The sequence below is a fragment of the Acidisoma sp. 7E03 genome (assembly GCF_054665075.1).
In genome coordinates this window covers 1-16,306 of sequence record NZ_BAAFHE010000001.1, presented here as the reverse complement: position 1 = coordinate 16,306, position 16,306 = coordinate 1, and the positions used below count along the sequence as shown (strand labels likewise).

General features: G+C 65.4%; 15 protein-coding genes. 1 reads left to right on the top strand and 14 read right to left on the bottom strand.

Annotated features, from left to right (window positions below; translation table 11 throughout):
- Nucleotides 1-82 precede the first annotated feature (82 nt).
- From ACYQ6W_RS00075 to ACYQ6W_RS00050, 6 genes are all read right to left on the bottom strand, one after another.
- Nucleotides 83-1,213, bottom strand: coding sequence for a M20/M25/M40 family metallo-hydrolase (locus tag ACYQ6W_RS00075; RefSeq protein WP_459672765.1), 1,131 nt, complete (start codon nt 1,211-1,213; stop codon nt 83-85).
- Nucleotides 1,214-1,286: 73 nt separating this feature from the next.
- Nucleotides 1,287-3,068, bottom strand: a complete 1,782-nt coding sequence (locus tag ACYQ6W_RS00070) for a glycoside hydrolase family 15 protein (protein WP_459672763.1) — start codon at nt 3,066-3,068, stop codon at nt 1,287-1,289.
- 42 nt (nt 3,069-3,110) lie between these two features.
- Complete coding sequence (locus ACYQ6W_RS00065) at nt 3,111-3,422, bottom strand: cytochrome o ubiquinol oxidase subunit IV (protein WP_459672762.1); 312 nt, start codon at nt 3,420-3,422, stop codon at nt 3,111-3,113.
- A complete protein-coding gene (locus tag ACYQ6W_RS00060; protein ID WP_459672761.1) occupies nt 3,419-4,054 on the bottom strand; it encodes a cytochrome c oxidase subunit 3 in 636 nt (211 codons plus the stop codon). Before ACYQ6W_RS00060 ends, ACYQ6W_RS00065 begins: the two co-directional genes overlap by 4 nt.
- Complete coding sequence (locus ACYQ6W_RS00055; RefSeq protein ID WP_459672760.1) at nt 4,042-6,117, bottom strand: cbb3-type cytochrome c oxidase subunit I; 2,076 nt, start codon at nt 6,115-6,117, stop codon at nt 4,042-4,044. The genes ACYQ6W_RS00060 and ACYQ6W_RS00055 overlap by 13 nt, the downstream gene beginning before the upstream one ends.
- Nucleotides 6,118-6,124: 7 nt before the next feature.
- A complete protein-coding gene (locus ACYQ6W_RS00050) occupies nt 6,125-7,039 on the bottom strand; it encodes a COX aromatic rich motif-containing protein (protein WP_459672759.1) in 915 nt (304 codons plus the stop codon).
- A 234-nt stretch (nt 7,040-7,273) separates the two neighbouring features.
- Between ACYQ6W_RS00050 and ACYQ6W_RS00045 the strand changes: the two genes are divergently transcribed.
- Nucleotides 7,274-7,906 (top strand): tetratricopeptide repeat protein, encoded by a 633-nt coding sequence (locus ACYQ6W_RS00045; protein WP_459672758.1) that lies wholly within the window; start codon nt 7,274-7,276, stop codon nt 7,904-7,906.
- Here ACYQ6W_RS00045 and ACYQ6W_RS00040 read toward each other — a convergent pair.
- The 8 genes from ACYQ6W_RS00040 to ACYQ6W_RS00005 all read right to left on the bottom strand — a co-directional run bounded on the left by ACYQ6W_RS00040 (nt 7,868) and on the right by ACYQ6W_RS00005 (nt 16,180).
- The gene (locus ACYQ6W_RS00040) at nt 7,868-8,602 is read right to left on the bottom strand and encodes a hypothetical protein (protein WP_459672756.1); all 735 of its coding nucleotides are present in this window, start codon (nt 8,600-8,602) and stop codon (nt 7,868-7,870) included. The genes ACYQ6W_RS00045 and ACYQ6W_RS00040 overlap by 39 nt on opposite strands.
- A 7-nt stretch (nt 8,603-8,609) precedes the next feature.
- Nucleotides 8,610-10,106, bottom strand: coding sequence for a glycerol kinase GlpK (gene glpK / locus ACYQ6W_RS00035; protein ID WP_459672755.1), 1,497 nt, complete (start codon nt 10,104-10,106; stop codon nt 8,610-8,612).
- Between the two features lie 59 nt (nt 10,107-10,165).
- Nucleotides 10,166-11,932 carry an ABC transporter substrate-binding protein gene (locus ACYQ6W_RS00030; protein ID WP_459672754.1) on the bottom strand — a complete coding sequence of 589 codons (1,767 nt, stop codon included), beginning with the start codon at nt 11,930-11,932 and terminating at the stop codon, nt 10,166-10,168.
- A gap of 66 nt (nt 11,933-11,998) precedes the next feature.
- Nucleotides 11,999-12,277, bottom strand: coding sequence for a DUF2160 domain-containing protein (locus tag ACYQ6W_RS00025; RefSeq protein WP_459672753.1), 279 nt, complete (start codon nt 12,275-12,277; stop codon nt 11,999-12,001).
- Between the two features lie 18 nt (nt 12,278-12,295).
- Complete coding sequence (locus tag ACYQ6W_RS00020) at nt 12,296-13,099, bottom strand: carbohydrate ABC transporter permease (RefSeq protein ID WP_459672752.1); 804 nt, start codon at nt 13,097-13,099, stop codon at nt 12,296-12,298.
- Nucleotides 13,099-13,989, bottom strand: a complete 891-nt coding sequence (locus tag ACYQ6W_RS00015) for a carbohydrate ABC transporter permease (RefSeq protein ID WP_459672751.1) — start codon at nt 13,987-13,989, stop codon at nt 13,099-13,101. Before ACYQ6W_RS00015 ends, ACYQ6W_RS00020 begins: the two co-directional genes overlap by 1 nt.
- Nucleotides 13,986-15,071 (bottom strand): ABC transporter ATP-binding protein, encoded by a 1,086-nt coding sequence (locus ACYQ6W_RS00010; protein ID WP_459672750.1) that lies wholly within the window; start codon nt 15,069-15,071, stop codon nt 13,986-13,988. Before ACYQ6W_RS00010 ends, ACYQ6W_RS00015 begins: the two co-directional genes overlap by 4 nt.
- An 11-nt stretch (nt 15,072-15,082) precedes the next feature.
- Entirely contained in the window at nt 15,083-16,180 is a 1,098-nt protein-coding gene (locus ACYQ6W_RS00005) for an ABC transporter ATP-binding protein (RefSeq protein ID WP_459672749.1), read from the bottom strand.
- Nucleotides 16,181-16,306: the final 126 nt, after the last annotated feature.

The window sequence follows — 16,306 nt, the reverse complement described above, 5'->3', positions numbered from 1 at the left end:
ACCTGATCCTCAATGGCGCTGTTGACGCATGGGTGCCATGCAAATCATGGGCCAAAACGTTTCGACGCTCAATCCGTGTCTTTTAGCGAAGTTCCAGCAGGAGGCCGGCCATCAGGCGCGCCCGCTCGGCGAGGCTCGCAATCTCGATCTGCTCGTTCAGCGTGTGGCCGAAGCCGCCGACGAGGCCGAGCCCATCCAGGCTTGCGATACCTAGTGCGCCGGTAAAATTGGCATCCGAGCCGCCGCCTGCGCTGTGATGAGGCAGGTCGAGCCCGAGGTGCCCGGCGATCTGCCGTGCCGTCTCGTAGAGCCCGAGGCAGGCGCCATTGGGCTCCCAGACGGGTCGGGTGACGCTGCGCGTGACGGTGAAGCGCGTCTCCGGCGTCGTCGGCTGCAGCGCCAGCATGCGGGCGACGCCGGCATCGAGATCGGCCTGGCGCTTGGCCATGCTCAGCGCTTCGCCGGTGCAGGTGGTGGCGACGCAGTTCACCCATTGCCCGCCGTGCACGATGCCGACGCTGAAAGTGCAGTCAGGCGTGGTCATCTCCTCGATCGCCACGATCTGCTTCGCCATTTCCCGAATCGCGGAGCGCCCTTCGGAGAGCGCGGCGCCGGCATGGCTGGGCCGGCCTTCGGCCAGCAGACGGAAGCGCGCGATCGCGTAGCGGCCGGTGATGACGCCGCGGTCCGGCGTTGCCGGCTCCGGCACCAAGACGTAGCGGTGGCGGCGCGCCTCTGCCTCGATCAGATCGCGGGTGGAGGGGCTGCCCACCTCTTCGTCACTGGTCAGCAGCAGGGTGACAGGCAGGGGGCTTTCGAGCCCCAGAGTGGCGAGGGTGCGGATCGCCTCCAGCGCCGCGAAGGTGCCGCCCTTCATGTCCCAGATGCCCGGGCCCCAGCAGCGGCCGTCTTTCTCGCGGAAGGGCAGGTCGGCGAGCGTGCCAATGGGATGAACGGTGTCGAGATGCGCCATGACGAGCACGCCCGGCCCACCGGCCTTGGGGTGCGGAAAGCGGGCGCGCAGGCAATCGCCAAAACCCATACGCCCGGGGATTCGCTCGATCGCAGCACCGGAGGCGGCGACCTCCCAGGCCGCGAGGTCCATCATGCGGTTGACGGCCGCCACGTCATGCGTGGGGCTTTCGCACAGAATCCAGGGCCTCAGGCGCGCCAGCATCTCATGGGCGTCGAAGGGAAGGGCGGTCAGATCCATCGGTCGCTGCCTCGGTCAGGGGTCCCGCGCGTAACGGTTCGCGCGTTGCCCCCATCGAAGCAGGTTTCATGCCTCAGCCGCCACCCCGCTGCAGGACGGGGCCAGAGAGGCAGAGCGCCGCATTGACGAAGGCGAGGTGCGACAGCGCCTGCGGCAGGTTGCCGAGCAATCGGCCCTGCCGTACGTGATATTCCTCCGACAGCAGGCCGACGTCGTTGGCGATGCCGGCGATGCGGCCGAGGAGGGCGCGGGCTTCCTCGTGCCGGCCCTGCATCACCATGCAGTTGGCGAGCCAGCAGGAACAGGCGATGAAGCTGCCTTCCTCGGTGCCGAAGGCGGGCGCCTTGTGGCGCCGCACGAAGCCGCCCTCCATCAACTCGGACTCGCAGGCAGCGATGGTCGCGGTGATGCGCGGATCGTCGATCGGCAGGAAGCCGATCAGCGGCAGCAGCAGCAGGCTGCCGTCCAGCCGCCGGCTGGTGTAGTGGGAGACGAAGCTGCCGCGCTTTTCCGACCAGCCCTTGGCGCAGATTTCCGCATGCATCTCGTCCCGCAGGCAGGTCAGTTGCACGCGCAACTCGGCCGTGATGTCGGAACGCACCGCAACCATCTTCAGAAAGCGGTCCACCGCTACCCAGGCCATCGCCTTGGAATAGACGTAGTGGCGCGGAAAGCCGCGGCTTTCCCACAAACCCTGGTCGGGCGCTCGCCACGTCTCCGCCACGTGCAGAACAAGCCTGCGTTCGACTTCCACCTCCCAGGGGCTGCGGTCAAGCCCGGCGCGCTCTGCCAGATGCGTGGAGTCGATGACCTCGCCGAAGATGTCGAGCTGGCGCTGGCGCGCGGCGCCGTTGCCGATGCGCACAGGGGTCGCACCGTCCCATCCGGGCAGCCAGTCTGCCTCCCATTCCTGCAGGTGGCGCCCGCCGTCGACGCGATAGGCGATGCGGATGCGGTCCGGATTGCCGGCAACGGCACGCAGCAGCCAATGCAGCCAGGCGCGCGCTTCCTCCGTGTAGCCGGCATTGAGCAGTGCGGTGAGGGTGAAGGTGGAATCCCGCAGCCAGCAATAGCGGTAGTCCCAATTCATGCCACCGCCCGGCTTCTCCGGCAGTCCTGCCGTGCCCGCCGCGACGATGCCACCCGTGGGGAAATAGGTCAGCGCCTTCAGCGTGATCAGCGAGCGCTTGATGAGGCTCGGCCACTCCGTCTGCCGGGTGAAGCGGCCGATCCAGGCCAGCCACCATTCCTTCGTCTCCCCCAGTAGCCGCTCGGGGTCGAGAGGCTCCGGCAGCGCCGCGGTCGATCCGTCATGCTGCAGGGTGAAGGCGAGCCGGTCACCGCTCTTCACCGTGAACTGCGCCAGAATCCTGTCCTCCTCGTGCCGCAGCGGCACCCCGGCACGAAGGGCGACGAGATCGGGCCCGACGCGGCCGATCAGCGTGCCGTCCTTCTCCGCGTTGAACCAGGGGGAGAGAGTGCCATAGTCGAAGCGGAGGGCGAGGTCGGACACCATCGGGACGGCGCCCTCGAGGCCGCTCACGATGCGGATGACGGCCGCGTTCTTGCCACGGCGGATCGGCATGAAATCCAAGACGGAGACCAGGCCGGTTTCCGTGCGGTACTCGCTCTCCAGCACTAAGGTGTCACCGCAATAGCGCCGCTTCGTCTCCTGCACCGCGTCTGCGGGCGCGAGGCGCCAACAGCCGTGCTGCGCCTCGCCCAGAAGGGCCGCGAAGCAGGCATCACTGTCGAAACGTGGAAGGCACAGCCAGTCGATGGAGCCGGTGCGATCGACGAGCGCGATCGTCTCGCCATCGCCGATCATGGCGTAGTCTTCAATCGGTTTAGACATGGCGTCCCCTGAGATCGGGGCGCCCGCGATGGCGCCCGCAGGCTACATCATGCGCGCCTGCAGGTTGAACAGGATGATGAGGGTGCCGCCCACCATCAGGGCGATGATGAGGGTGGAGAAGAGGATGAGCTGAAGATCGGATCGCGCGGAGCGCTTGAGGCTGATGTGCAGGAAGCAGCGCATATGGACCAGGATCTGGACGAAGGCGAGCACGAGCACGATGGTGAACTGCCCCGCCTTCGATACCGGATGGAAGTAGACCGTCGCGAAGGCGCAGCCCGTCAGGATGAGGGCGAGCAGATAGCCGGTCACGTAGGTTGCGAGATCACGTCGGATTTCGGACGCGCCGCTCATCGCAGCAATCCTTGCAGATAGACGACCGAGAAGATGACGACCCAGACGACGTCGAGAAAATGCCAGAACAGGCCGAGCCGCACGAGATTGACCTTGAGCCTGCGGTCCAGCCCGAAGATCGACATCTGCGCGCCCATCAGAAGGATCCAGATGAGGCCGCAGGTGACATGGAAGCCGTGCATGCCGACGAGCACGAAATAGGCCGAGACCCAGCCGCTGGACTCCGGGGTTGCGCCATGCTCGGCCGTATCCATGAAGTCATGAATTTCCATACCCAGGAAATAGGCGCCCAGGCAGAAGGTGACGGCAAGGAAGAGGGCAATCCAGAGCCGTCGGGCATGGTGTTTCAGCGCGATCGAGACGAGGCCGTAGGTCATGCTGCTGGTGAGCAGCGCCGCCGTCTCCCAGAGGGCAGAATGGAACTTGAAATCATCGGCAGGGCTGGGGCCGCCGGCGGTGCGGCCCTGCATCGTGCCGTAGATCGCGAAGAGCAGGGCGAAGAGCAGCGCGTCCGTCATCAGGAACACCCAGAAGCCGAAGATGTCGCTGTTGATCTGCGCCCGCTCTTCCGCAGGTTCGTGCGCGAGGTTGAGCCCGGCATGGGTGAGTTCCGGCTCGCTTACCCCTGACATTGCGCGAGCCCCTCGTTCTGCGGCGACTGTTCGAGGGCGCGGGGAACGGCGCGCGCGGCAGCCGCTTGCGCCAGCCAGTGGCGATGCTCTTTCTCGACTTCCGCCGCCGGGATCACCTTGTGCAGGTTGCGCATGAAACTGCGTGCGAGGCCGGCGACGACCGCGACCAGGAAGAAGACGCCCGCCATCCACCAGATGTGCCAGACGAGGCCAAAGAAGGAGAGGGTGGTGGCAAGCCCGAGAATGGGTCCGCAAGCGCTGTTCTTGGGCAGGGTGATGTCGCGATAGTGGTTCGCCGGGTGATAGGCACCGTTGTTCTCCTTCTGCCAGTGGAAGGCATCCGGCCGGCTGACATGCGGGATGGTCGCGAAGTTGTATTCCGGCGGCGGGGCGGAGACCGACCATTCCAGGTTGCGCCCGTCCCAAGGGTCGCCCACCGGCACGCGCAGTCGGTGGCGATGCCGCACGCTGACCCAGACCTGAATGAAGAGGGCAGCAAGCCCGGCGCCCACGAAACCCGCGCCGACCAGCGCGATGATCACCCAAGGCCGCAGAGACGGGTCGTAGAGCTCCGCCGTGCGCCGTGCGACGCCGGACAGGCCCATCGCGTAGAGCGGCATGAAGGCGAGGTAGAAGCCTACGAACCAGCAGAAGACGGAGATGCGCCCCCACCGTTCCTCCAGCCGGAAACCAAAGGCCTTGGGAAACCAGTATTGGCACCCGGCAATCATGCCGTAGAGCGTGCCGGGGATGAGCATGTTGTGGAAATGCGCGACGAGGAAGAGCGTGTTGTGCACCATGTAGTCGATCGGCGGCGTCGCCAGCAGAATACCCGTGGCCCCACCGATGACGAAGGTCACCATGAAGGCGATGGAAAAGAGCATCGGCGCCGTAAAACGTACCTCGCCCCAGAACATCGTCCAGATCCAGTTGTAGATTTTTACCCCCGTCGGGATGCCGATCGCCATGGTGGCGATGCCGAAGAAGGCGTTGATGGGCGCGTCCTGGCCCATGGTGAAGAAGTGGTGCAGCCAGACAGTGAAGGAGAGCACGGCGATCACGATGGTCGCGAGCACGAGGCCGACGTAGCTGTAGAGTTCCTTTGAAGAGAAGGTGGAGACGACCTCGGAATAGACGCCGAAGGCGGGCAGGATGAGGATATAGACCTCAGGATGGCCGAAGAGCCAGAAGAGGTTGACGAAGTTCATCATGTCGCCGCCGCCGTCATTGGTGAAGAAATGCATCCCCAGATAGCGGTCCCCGGCGAGCAGCAGGGTCGCCAGGGTCAGCGGCGTCATGGCGAAGATCATCATGATGGAGGTGCAGAAGGCGGTCCAGGAGAAGAGCGGCATCTTCATCCACCGCATGCCGGGCGCCCGAAACTTGTAGATCGTAACGGCGAAGTTGATGCCGGTCATCATCGAGCCAAGCGAACTCATCGTCAGCGCCCAGATCCAGTAGTCGGGTCCGACGCCGGCATTGAAGGTCAGCTCGGTATAGGGCGGGTAGCCACTCCAGCCGCCGGTGGAAAACTTTCCGATGACGAGAGAGACCATCATCAGGATGGCGCCGCCGATGGTGAGGCTGAGGCTGACGTTGTTCATGAAGGGGAAGGCGACGTCCCGGGCACCGATCTGCAACGGCATGGCGAAGTTGATCAGCCCCGTCAGCAGCGGCATCGCCACGAAGAAGACCATGATCGTGCCATGCGTCGTGAAGAGCTGGGAGAAATGATCCGGCGAAAGGAGCCCCGGATTGTTGATGGCCACCGCCTGTTGCAGGCGCATCAGTCCTGCCTCGATCAAGGCGCGCGCGATCATGATGATGGCGAGGCACACATACATGATGCCGATCTTCTTGTGATCGAGGCTGGTGAACCACTCGGTCCAAAGCACGCGCCAGGCGCGCAGATAGGTGATGAGACCGAACGCCGCGATGGCGCCGACGATCACCATGGCGCCGGCGAAAGCGGCGATGATCTCACTCACCGTCGGGTGGTGCCAAGCCTCAACGAAGGGCAGCGAGTCCCATTCAAAGCGCCCGAGGAAAACATGCCAGAGCATGGAGTGGTCATGCATGGGGAGTGTCTTCCTGATGCTGCTGTACGTAGCCTGGCGTGATCTGCTGGTGAACGATGCGCTGAAAGATGCCGGCGGCAACGGACCCGAAGCTTTTCGGCCGGTCCAACGTCGATTGGCGGGACAGCTGCTGGTAGGCGGCATCGTCCAACTCGTCCGGATTTTTCTGCGTCTCCCGCACCCAGCGCGCGAAATCCTCCGGCGTCACCGCCGAGATGGGAAATTTCTCGTTCGGGAAGCCTTCGCCGTTGAACTGGGTGTTCTCGCCCCAATACGTCGCCGGTGCATCGATACGGAAGTTCAGCTCTGTCCGCATCCCAGCCATGGCGTAGATCTGTCCGGCGAGCTGCGGCATCAACAGAGACTGCATCACCGTGCCGCTCGTCAGCGCGAAATGCACGGGCCGCCCCACAGGCAGAACCAGTGTATTCACCGTCGCAATCTGCTGCTCGGGATAGATGAACAGCCATTTCCAATCGAGCGCGACGACGTCTACCGCGATGGGCGTGCCGCTGCCTGGCACTGGCCGGTAGGGGTCGAGCCGCGCGGTGTTGTGCCACAGGATGAAGGAGAGGCCGATGACGATCAGCGTCGGCGGCACCCAGATCAGGACTTCGAGAATCCAGGAAAACCCCCAGTTTGGCCGGAAAGCGCTTTTCGTATTCGACAGGCGGTAATGCCAGGCAATGAGAGGGGTGAGGATCAGAACCGGCGCGATGACGAAGAGCAGGACGATGCCGACGATGACGAACTCGTGCCGCTCCATGCGGGCAATGATCCCGCCCGGGGCGAAGAAGCCGCGATGGAAGGAGCAGCCCGGCAGCAGCAGCAGCGCAGAGAGGCAGATGCTGTGCAGGCCCAGGGAAAAGCGCCCACGCGGCGAGGATCGTCGTTGATGGGAAGGCATGGTGTCAGGCAGAGTGGAATGGCGCGTCGCCGGCGGGCGAGGGGCGGGATGGCAGGCTTCGCTTGTGGGGATGGTGCGAGAGGTGGCACATGAACATCGTCCCTCCTGCGCGTCAGCGCGTTCCGGCTGACCGGCAGATTGGCTGGAACCGCCCGATGTGAACGTGTCGTCACGGATACTTGACTATTGAATTGCGTTGTCATCATAATTCGGCCACGAGGATGAGTGCCGCGCATGGGGGCTGATCAAGCGACCGCGCCCGAGAGCCCAGCCTTTTTGTTTCATGAGGCCGTGAAACTGCTGTCCGGCGGAGATGCGCGCGCCGCCGCGCTCCTGCCGCAGCTCGAGGCGCATCCTACCTATGCCCCCGGCTGGCTCGCGCTTGGTGAAGCCTTGCGTGCGCAGGGGCAGCAGCCAGCGGCGTTGATGGCGCTGCGCCGGGCGGGGCGGGGCCAGGGGCCGGCCGCCGTGCTGCATCGCGCCGGCCAAGGGCTTGCGGCCCTGGGTGCGAGGGGGGAGGCGGAGCTCGCCTTCCGCGCGGCGCTGGCCGCCGATGTCGGCTTCGCGCCGGCCTGGTACAGCCTCGGCCTCACGCTGCAGGATGCTGGCCGGGCGCAGCAGGCGGCGTCGGCCTTCGCCCAGGCCAGCGCCCTGCGGCCGGAGTTTCACGAGGCGGCTTTCAACCAGGGGGTCGCCTTGCAGGAGGCGGGAGAGATCGAGGCGGCGCTGGACGCCTATGCCGCAGCCTTCCGCCTCAAGCCCGAGAGCTTGGCGCGCATCGCCCAGGCTCTCGTTTCGGCGCCCGCAGGGGCCCTCTGGCTCCGGCCGTCAGACCTCGCCGCCGTCCTCACGGCGCGCGCCGCCTGAGCGCGGCGCCCGGAAGTCTTTCCTGTACACACCCGTCTCCGCCAGCAGCCGCTCAGCCGTCGCGTCGTAGCGCGCGGCCTCCTCGGCCGTGAAGCCGGCATAGGCGAGGTCAGGCTGGGCGCGCGGCAGAGCCAGGCATTGCGCGACCGGCGTGCCCCGCGGCAGCACGCCGCTGAAATCCGGATCGACCCAGAGCGCCGGGAAGAGGATCGGAACGTCGCGAAACCGATCGGCATCGACCAGCCCGGACAGCAGGCGGAAGGGCAGGTCCAGCCTATTGGCGGGATGGGTCGCGAAAAGAGACCAACCCTCCGGCAGTTCGACCGTCCAGAAGCTGTTGAACTTCACGACCACCTGATCCGCCGACCACAGCGGCGTGCCCTCGACCTGGGCTGGGCTGTGGAAGCTGATGGGCGCGCGCGGATGATGCCGCGCGGCCAACGGCGGTAGCGTCCAATTCCAGGTGATGCGGCCGTCCGCGACCATGAGATCGCAGGGCAGCGGGATGACGAAGCCGGCGCTCATCGCATCCACGAAGGGCGGGCAGTGCTTCACCGTGCGCAGCGCCTCGCCATGCATCTCCGAGAATGCCTCCCGCGGCATGGCCCGCAGCCAGTCGGGCAGAGCCTGCCGCGCCGGCACCGGCCGCGGCAGGCTGTCCAGCAGCGCCGGGTCGCAGCGGAAGGTGATCGTCACGGGCGGCTCAGTCCTCGGGCGTGGTCGCCAGCCGCACGGCGTGCTGCCAGCCCGCGTATTTTTCTGCCCGCCGCACCTCGTCGAGCTGCGGCGTGAACACCCGGTCGCGGGACCAGAGGCGCGCGAACTCCTCGGGCTCGGGGTAGAGGCCGGCATCGAGCCCGGCGAGATAGGCCGCTCCCATGGCCGTCGTCTCGTGGAAGGCCGGCCGTTCGACCTGTTCGCCCAGCATGTCCGCCAGGAACTGCATGGTCCAGTCACTGGCCGACATGCCGCCATCGACGCGCACGACGAGGTCCTGGATCGGCTCGCCGTAATCGGCGAGCATCGCCTGCAGCAGATCCCGCGTCTGGTAGCCGACGCTCTCCAGAACAGCGCGCGCCAGCTCCTTCTTCGTCGTGCCGCGGGTGATGCCGCAGACGAGGGCGCGGGCATGCGCCGTCCAATAGGGCGCGCCGAGGCCGGTGAAGGCAGGCACGAGATAGACCGGCTGCGCCGGGTCCGAGGCTTCGGCGAGCCGGCCGGTCTCGGCCGAATTCTCGACCAGGCCGAGCCCGTCGCGCAGCCATTGCACGCTGGCGCCGGCGGAGAAGATGGAGCCCTCGAGGGCGTAGCGCCGCACGCCGCCGCGCTGCCAGGCGATGGTCGTCAGCAGCCGGTGGCTGGATTGTTTCGGCGTATCGCCGATGTTGAGCAGCACGAAGCCGCCGGTGCCATAGGTCGCCTTCACCGTCCCGGGGGTAAAGCAGCCCTGGCCGATCAGCGCCGCCTGCTGGTCGCCGGCGATGCCGCGAATGGGAATGGCGCCACCGAGGAGATCGGCCCGCGTCGCGCCGAAATCTCCGGCGCAGTCGCGAATCTCGGGCAGCAGGCTGCGGGGGATGTCGAAGATCCGCAGCAAGTCCTCGTCCCACTCGCCGCTGCGGATATCACACAGGAGGGTGCGGGCGGCATTGGTCGCATCGGTCGCATGCACCCGGCCGTCGGTCAGGCGCCACAGCAGGAAGGTATCCACCGTCCCGAAAGCGAGCTTCCCGGCTTCGGCGGCAGCCCGCGCGCCGGGCACGTGGTCCAGCAGCCAGACGATCTTGGTAGCGGAAAAGTAGGAATCGAGCCGCAGGCCAGTGCGCTCCGCGATCAGCGGGCCGTGGCCGTCGCTCTCCAGCCGCTCGCAGAGATCGGCGGTGCGCCGGTCCTGCCAGACGATGGCGTTCGCGATGGGCCGGCCCGTCTCGCGTTCCCAGATCAACGCCGTCTCGCGCTGGTTGGCGATGCCGAGGCCCGCAATTTCGGTGGCGCCGATCCCGGCTTCCGCCAACGCCTGGCGCGCGGTGCCGAGCGTCGTCGCCCACAGAGTTTCGGGATTGTGCTCCACCCAGCCGGGATGCGGGAAGATCTGCGGGAACTCCTCCTGCGCGCTCGCCACGGGGCGCATGGCGGCATCGAAGACGATGGCGCGGGTGGAGGTGGTGCCTTGGTCGATCACCAGGACATGGCCGGACATGGTCGCTCAATCCTTCCGAAAGGCACCGGGGGGCGAAACGCCCCCCGGCCGGTCGTCACTCAGGTCTTGTTCGTGGCAGGTGCCTGCCAGCTCTTGATCAGCTCGTCGTAATCCACCGTCTGTCCCGGCGGCTTCTCGTTGGCGAGCTTACGCTGCGGCGCCAGCGTGCCGTTCTTTTCGGCCTGCTGATACCAGTATTCCGCGGACTGCGGCTTGTTCATCAGCGGCCCGAGATCGCCTTGCACGCCCGAACGCTGGATGCGGGTCATGATCGCATCCTGGTCGCGCGCCAGCCCGTCCATCGCCTGCTGCGGGGTCACCGAACCCGCGATGGCGTTGGAGACGTTCTGCCACCAGACCTGCGCCATCTTGCCGTAGTCCGGCACGTTCACGCCGGTCGGCGTCCATTCCTTGCGGGCCGGGCTGCGATAGAACTCGACGAGGCCGCCCATCTTCGGCGCCGCATCGGTCATCGCCTGGCTCTGGATGTCGCTCTCACGGATGAGGTGCTGGGTGAGCAGGGACTTCTTGAGGCTGACGGTCTTGGAGACGCAGAACTGGGCATAGAGCCAGCCGGCCTTGATCTTCTCCATCGGCGCGTATTTCAGCATCGTCCAGCAGCCGCAATCCTGGTAGCCGAGCTTCATGCCCTCTTTCCAGTACGGTCCGTGCGGGGAGGGCGCCATGCGCCATTTCGGCGTGCCGTCCGCATTCATCATCGGCGAGCCGGGCTGGTTCATGGTGGCGGAGAAGGTGGTGTACCAGAAGATCTGCTGCGCGATATGGCCCTGGCCCGGCACTGGGCCTGCTTCCAGGAAGTCCATGCCGGCCGCTTCCGGGGGTGCGTATTTCTTCAGCCACTCGACGTATTTGGTCAGCGCGTAGACGGCGGCCGGGCCGTTCGCGTCACCACCGCGGGTGATGGAGGAGCCGCGCGGGCGCCCGCCTTCGTTGCGGATACCCCATTCGTCCACCGGCAGGCCGTTCGGCAGGCCGCGGTCGCCGGCGCCGGCCATGGAGAGCCAGGCATCGGTGAAGCGCCAGCCGAGCGACGGGTCCTTCTTGCCGTAATCCATGTGGCCATAGACGCGCACGCCATCGATGGTCTTCACGTCGTTGGTGAAGAAATTGGCGATGTCTTCATAGGCCGACCAGTTCACGGGCACGCCGAGTTCATAGCCATACTTGGCCTTGAACTGGTTCTTCAGGTCTTCGCGCTTGAACCAGTCATACCGGAACCAATAGAGGTTCGCGAACTGCTGGTCGGGCAGCTGATACAGCTTGCCGTCGGTGAAGGTGCCGAAGGAGAGACCGATGAAGTCCTTCAGGTCGAGACCGGGGTTGGTCACGTCCTTGCCGTTGTTCGCCATGAAGTCGGTCAGCGAGCCGTCGACGATGTCGTGGTAGCGCGGATGCGTTCCGATGAAGTCCGAATCGTTCATCCAGAAATCGTAGATCGGATGGCCGGACTGCATCTCGACTTCGATCTTGTCGACCAGCAGGCCTTCGTCCATCAGGTCGTGGTTGACCTTGATGCCGGTGATTTCGCCGAAGGCCTTGGTCAGCACCTTCGACTCATATTCGTGGATGTTGAGGATTTCGGAAACGGTGTTGACCTGCATGCCCTTGAAGGGCTTCGCGGCGTTGATGAACCATTCCATCTCCGCCATCTGCTCGTCCTTGGAGAGCGTGGAGGGCTGGAACTCGGCGTCCACCCATTTCTTCGCCGCATCCATCTGCTGGGCATGCGAGGGATCGGCATGGGTCAGAATGGCGGCGCTTGCGGCGACCGCAGCTCCGCTCTTGAGGACGTCTCTTCTTTTCATTCTTGTCGTCTCCCCAGTGGCCGGTCCCCGCATGCCATCATGCGGGCGGTCCCGGCCTATGTTGCGTCAGGCGTAGCGGAACATCGCGACCCCGTAGAGCAGCGAGACCCCCGTCGGGTAGTAGAGATTGTCCGTGCCTGCGAGGCGAATCCAGAGCACGAAGATGATCGCACTACCGATGAGCGATACGAAGAAGCGGTCTCCCCGCGTTGTCGGGAAACCGAGGATGCCGCGCCGCGGCGTCTCCGGCCGGAACACCGCGAGCAGAGTGAGAATGATGAGGCAAACCAGGATCGCGCCGAAGAAGCCGGCCGTCGCCCAGGTCCAAGCCATCCATGCGAGCATGATGCGTGTCTCCCTTGATCATACCCGCCCGAGGGCGAAGCCCTTGGCGATGTGGTTGCGCACGAACCAGATGACGATGGCGCCAGGGATCATCGTCAGCACGCCGACGGCGGAGAGCAAGCCCCAATCCATGCCGGCAGCCGAATAAACCTGCGTCATCACCGCGACGATGGGTTTGGCGTGGATCGTCGTCAACGTGGTCGCCAGCAGCTGCTCCACCCAGGAGAACATGAAGCAGAAGAAGGCGGCGACACCGATGCCGTTGGCGATGAGCGGCAGGAAGATCTTGGCGAAGAAGCGCGGGAAGGAATAGCCGTCCAGCGCCGCCGTCTCGTCGATCTCGCGCGGCACGCCGGAGATGAAACCTTCCAGGATCCACACCGCGAGCGGCACGTTGAACAGGCAGTGGGCGAGGGCGACCGCCCAGACCGTGTCGAAGAGACCGATCGAGTAATAGAGATTGAAGAACGGCATGGCGAAGACGGCAGGGGGCGCCATCAGGTTCGACAGCAGCCAGAAGAAGAGGTGCTTGTCGCCGATGAAGCGATAGCGGCTGAAGGCGTAGGCGGCCGGCAAGGCGAGGGTCACCGAAATGATCGTGTTCAGGATCACGTAGGTGAGCGAATGCAGGAAGCCGTTGTACCATACCGGATCACGAAAGATGTGGGCGTAGTTGCCGAGCGTCGGGTGATGCGGCCAGAAGCTCAGATGGCCGGTGATCTCGGCATTGGTCTTGAAGCTCATGTTGACCAGCCAGTAGATCGGCAGGAACAGGAGCACGAGATAGAGGGTGATGACGAGGCTGCGGGTCTGGATACGCATCAGCTGCCCTTCCGCTGGTCGAGCTGCGTCATGATCGTGAAGAAGGCATAGCAGATCGTGAGCGTAATGAGATAGTAGACGATGGACATGGCGGCGGCATTGCCGAGATCGACCTGGCCGAGCGCGATCTTCACCAAATCGAGCGACAGGAAGCTCGTCGCTTCACCCGGGCCGCCGCCGGTGACGACGGAGGGTTCCGTGTAGATCATGAAGCTTTCCATGAAACGCAGCAGCACGGCGATGACCAGAACCTTCTGCAGCTTCGGCAATTCGATGTTGCGGAAGATCGACCAGCGGCTCGCCCCATCGATCCGCGCCGCTTGATAGAAGGCATCGGGGATCGCCTTCAGCCCGGCATAGGAGAGCAGTGCGATCATGCCCGTCCAATGCCAGACGTCCATGATGACGATGGTGGCCCAGGCCGAGGTCGGGTCCTGCGTATCGTTGTAGTGCAGACCGATGGCGTTCAGTGCTGCACCGAACAGGCCGATGTCCTGGCGGGCGAAAATCTGCCAGATCGTGCCGACGACGGTCCAGGGGATGAGCAGCGGCAGGGCGATCGCGACGAGCGCCGCACCCACGCGCCAGCCGTGCTTCGGAATGCAGAGTGCCACGATGATGCCGAGCGGCACTTCCAGGCAGAGGATGACGATCGAGAAGATCAGGTTGCGCACCAGGGCATTGGCGAAGCGCCCGCCCATGTCGGTCGTCGGATCGAGCAGATTCTGAAACCAGGCGGCGCCGTTCCAGAAGAAGTTGTTCTGCCCCATCGTATCCTGCACCGAGTAGTTGACGACCGTCATCATCGGCAGCAGCGACGAGAAGAGCACGATCACCAGAACCGGCACGACGAAGAGCCAGGCCCGGTTGTTCCAGGGTTTGTCCATCATGCGGAGGCACTTTCGGTGCGGAAGTCGTCAACGAAGACATGGGCGTGGCCTGGCGCGATGGTCAGCGCCGCGTTGTCACCCGCAGCCAGATCGGCATCGGCGGCGAGGGTCGCGACCGCTTCGCGGCCGGCAAGGGTGAAACGGGCGAGGCGGCGGCGGCCGAGATCCTCGATCCGGTCGATGCGGACCGGAACGGCGCCCGTGCGGGCGATGGTCGCGTAATCCGGGCGGAAGCCGAGTTCGACCTTGGCGCCGGCGGGTGGCGTCGCGTAGCGCGCGTCCAGCGCGAAGCCTGCGCCGTCCACATGGGCGGTCGCGCCGTCGATCGTCGCCGGCAGAAAGTTCATGCCGGGTGAGCCGATGAAATAGCCCACGAAGCTATGCGCCGGGCGCTCGAAGAGTTCGGCCGGCGTGCCGATCTGCAACACCGCACCATCCTTCATGACGACGACTTCGTCCGCGAAGGTCAGCGCCTCGACCTGATCATGCGTCACATAGATCATCAGCAGGTCGAGCGCCTGATGGACGGATTTGAGCTTCGAGCGCAGCTCCCATTTCAGCGCGGGATCGATCACCGTCAGCGGTTCGTCGAAGAGCACGGCGGAAACGTCCGACCGCACGAGGCCGCGGCCAAGGGAGATCTTCTGCTTGGCATCGGCGGTCAGGCCGCGCGCCCGCCGCCGCAGGTCGGGCGTCAGGTCGAGGAGATGCGCGATCTCCTCCACTCGGCGGTTGATGGCGCCACGTTCCATCCCGCGGTTCTTCAGCGGAAAGGCCAGGTTCTCCGCCACGGTCATGGTGTCGTAGATCACCGGGAACTGGAAGACCTGGGCGATGTTGCGCTTTTCCGTAGGCAGACGCGTCACGTCCCGATCATCGAAGAGCAGGCGGCCTTCGGAGGGGATGACGAGCCCCGAGATGATGTTGAGCAAGGTGGTCTTGCCGCAGCCGGAGGGGCCGAGGAGGGCGTAGGCGCGCCCCTGCTTCCAGACGTGCTTGATCGGCTTGAGCGCGTAATGCTTCGGCGCACCCGGCGGCGCGGGATAGGCATGGGCGATATGGTCGAGGGTGATGCTGGCCATTGCTGCGCTCCTCAGACCAGGGCTGCCGCGACGTCGCGGCCAGGGGCGCGCACGAGCCCGCCATGCTCGTCGAAGACGAAGATATGGGCGGGATCGATGCGAATTTCGGCGGCTTGGCCCGGCTGCCATTCGTGCACGCCGAGGACGAGGCTCACCCAGGTCGCGAAGCCGAGGGTGAGATGCACGAAGCTTTCGGAGCCGCTGATTTCGGTGACCGCGACGGTTCCCGGGAAGGCGAGGGGGGCGCCGGAGACGGGCGCGATCGTCGCATCCTCCACCCGGAAGCCGATCCGGTAGATGCCATCGGCAAGATCAGGAAGCAGCGTCTCGGCTGGGATCATACGCCCGTCCGGCAGACGCACCTGGCTCGCCTCGCGCGTGACCGTCAGTTCGTTCAGCGGCGGGTCGGAGAAGACGCGCGCCGCGTCGATATTGGCGGGGCGGCGGTAGACGAGCGGGGTCGGCCCCACCTGTGTCACCCGGCCCTGCCACAGCGTCGCGGTGGTGCCGCCGAGCAGAAGCGCTTCGGTCGGCTCGGTCGTCGCATAGACCAGGATGGTGCCGGTGGCGGCGAAAAGCTTCGGCAGTTCCTCGCGCAGCTCTTCGCGCAGCTTGTAGTCGAGATTGGCGAGCGGCTCGTCGAGCAGCACGAGTTCGGCGTGTTTGACGAGCGCCCGCGCCAGGGCGACGCGCTGCTGCTGGCCGCCGGAGAGCTGTGCTGGCAGGCGGTTGAGGAAGGGGTCCAGCCGCAGCACGCGCGCGGCCTCCCGCACACGGGTTTCGAGTTCGGCCTTCGGCAGCCCGGCGACGCGCAAGGGGGAGGCGATGTTCTCGTAGACCGTGAGGGACGGGTAGTTGACGAATTGCTGGTAGACCATAGCGACGTTGCGCTGACGCACCGGCATGTGCGTCACGTCACGCCCGTCGATCAGCACGGAGCCGGTGGTCGGGCGGTCGAGGCCCGCCATCAGCCGCATCAGCGTGGTCTTGCCGGCAAGCGTCGGGCCCAGCAGAACGTTCATCGTCCCGCGCTCGAAGGTCAGCGAGACATCGTCGATGATGATGTCCTGGCCGTGTTTCAGGCTGATGGTGTTCAGTTGCAAACTCAAGCGACAGGCTCCCGTGCCGGGATGATGTGGGTCATCGCGTTTTGGACGCGGGCGGTTTGGTCTGGGGTGAGGCGGAGGCCGAGCTTGGAGCGGCGCCAGAGGACGTCGTCTGCGGAGCGGGCCCAT

Coding starts and splice junctions, on each gene's coding strand:
- ACYQ6W_RS00030 (WP_459672754.1), bottom strand. CDS start 11,932: ATGAAAAGAAGAGACGTCCTCAAGAGCGGAGCTGCGGTCGCCGCAAGC.
- glpK (WP_459672755.1), bottom strand. CDS start 10,106: ATGTCCGGCCATGTCCTGGTGATCGACCAAGGCACCACCTCCACCCGC.
- ACYQ6W_RS00050 (WP_459672759.1), bottom strand. CDS start 7,039: ATGCCTTCCCATCAACGACGATCCTCGCCGCGTGGGCGCTTTTCCCTG.
- ACYQ6W_RS00070 (WP_459672763.1), bottom strand. CDS start 3,068: ATGTCTAAACCGATTGAAGACTACGCCATGATCGGCGATGGCGAGACG.
- ACYQ6W_RS00010 (WP_459672750.1), bottom strand. CDS start 15,071: ATGGCCAGCATCACCCTCGACCATATCGCCCATGCCTATCCCGCGCCG.
- ACYQ6W_RS00025 (WP_459672753.1), bottom strand. CDS start 12,277: ATGCTCGCATGGATGGCTTGGACCTGGGCGACGGCCGGCTTCTTCGGC.
- ACYQ6W_RS00060 (WP_459672761.1), bottom strand. CDS start 4,054: ATGTCAGGGGTAAGCGAGCCGGAACTCACCCATGCCGGGCTCAACCTC.
- ACYQ6W_RS00065 (WP_459672762.1), bottom strand. CDS start 3,422: ATGAGCGGCGCGTCCGAAATCCGACGTGATCTCGCAACCTACGTGACC.
- ACYQ6W_RS00075 (WP_459672765.1), bottom strand. CDS start 1,213: ATGGATCTGACCGCCCTTCCCTTCGACGCCCATGAGATGCTGGCGCGC.
- ACYQ6W_RS00020 (WP_459672752.1), bottom strand. CDS start 13,099: ATGCGTATCCAGACCCGCAGCCTCGTCATCACCCTCTATCTCGTGCTC.
- ACYQ6W_RS00055 (WP_459672760.1), bottom strand. CDS start 6,117: ATGCTCTGGCATGTTTTCCTCGGGCGCTTTGAATGGGACTCGCTGCCC.
- ACYQ6W_RS00045 (WP_459672758.1), top strand. CDS start 7,274: ATGGGGGCTGATCAAGCGACCGCGCCCGAGAGCCCAGCCTTTTTGTTT.
- ACYQ6W_RS00015 (WP_459672751.1), bottom strand. CDS start 13,989: ATGATGGACAAACCCTGGAACAACCGGGCCTGGCTCTTCGTCGTGCCG.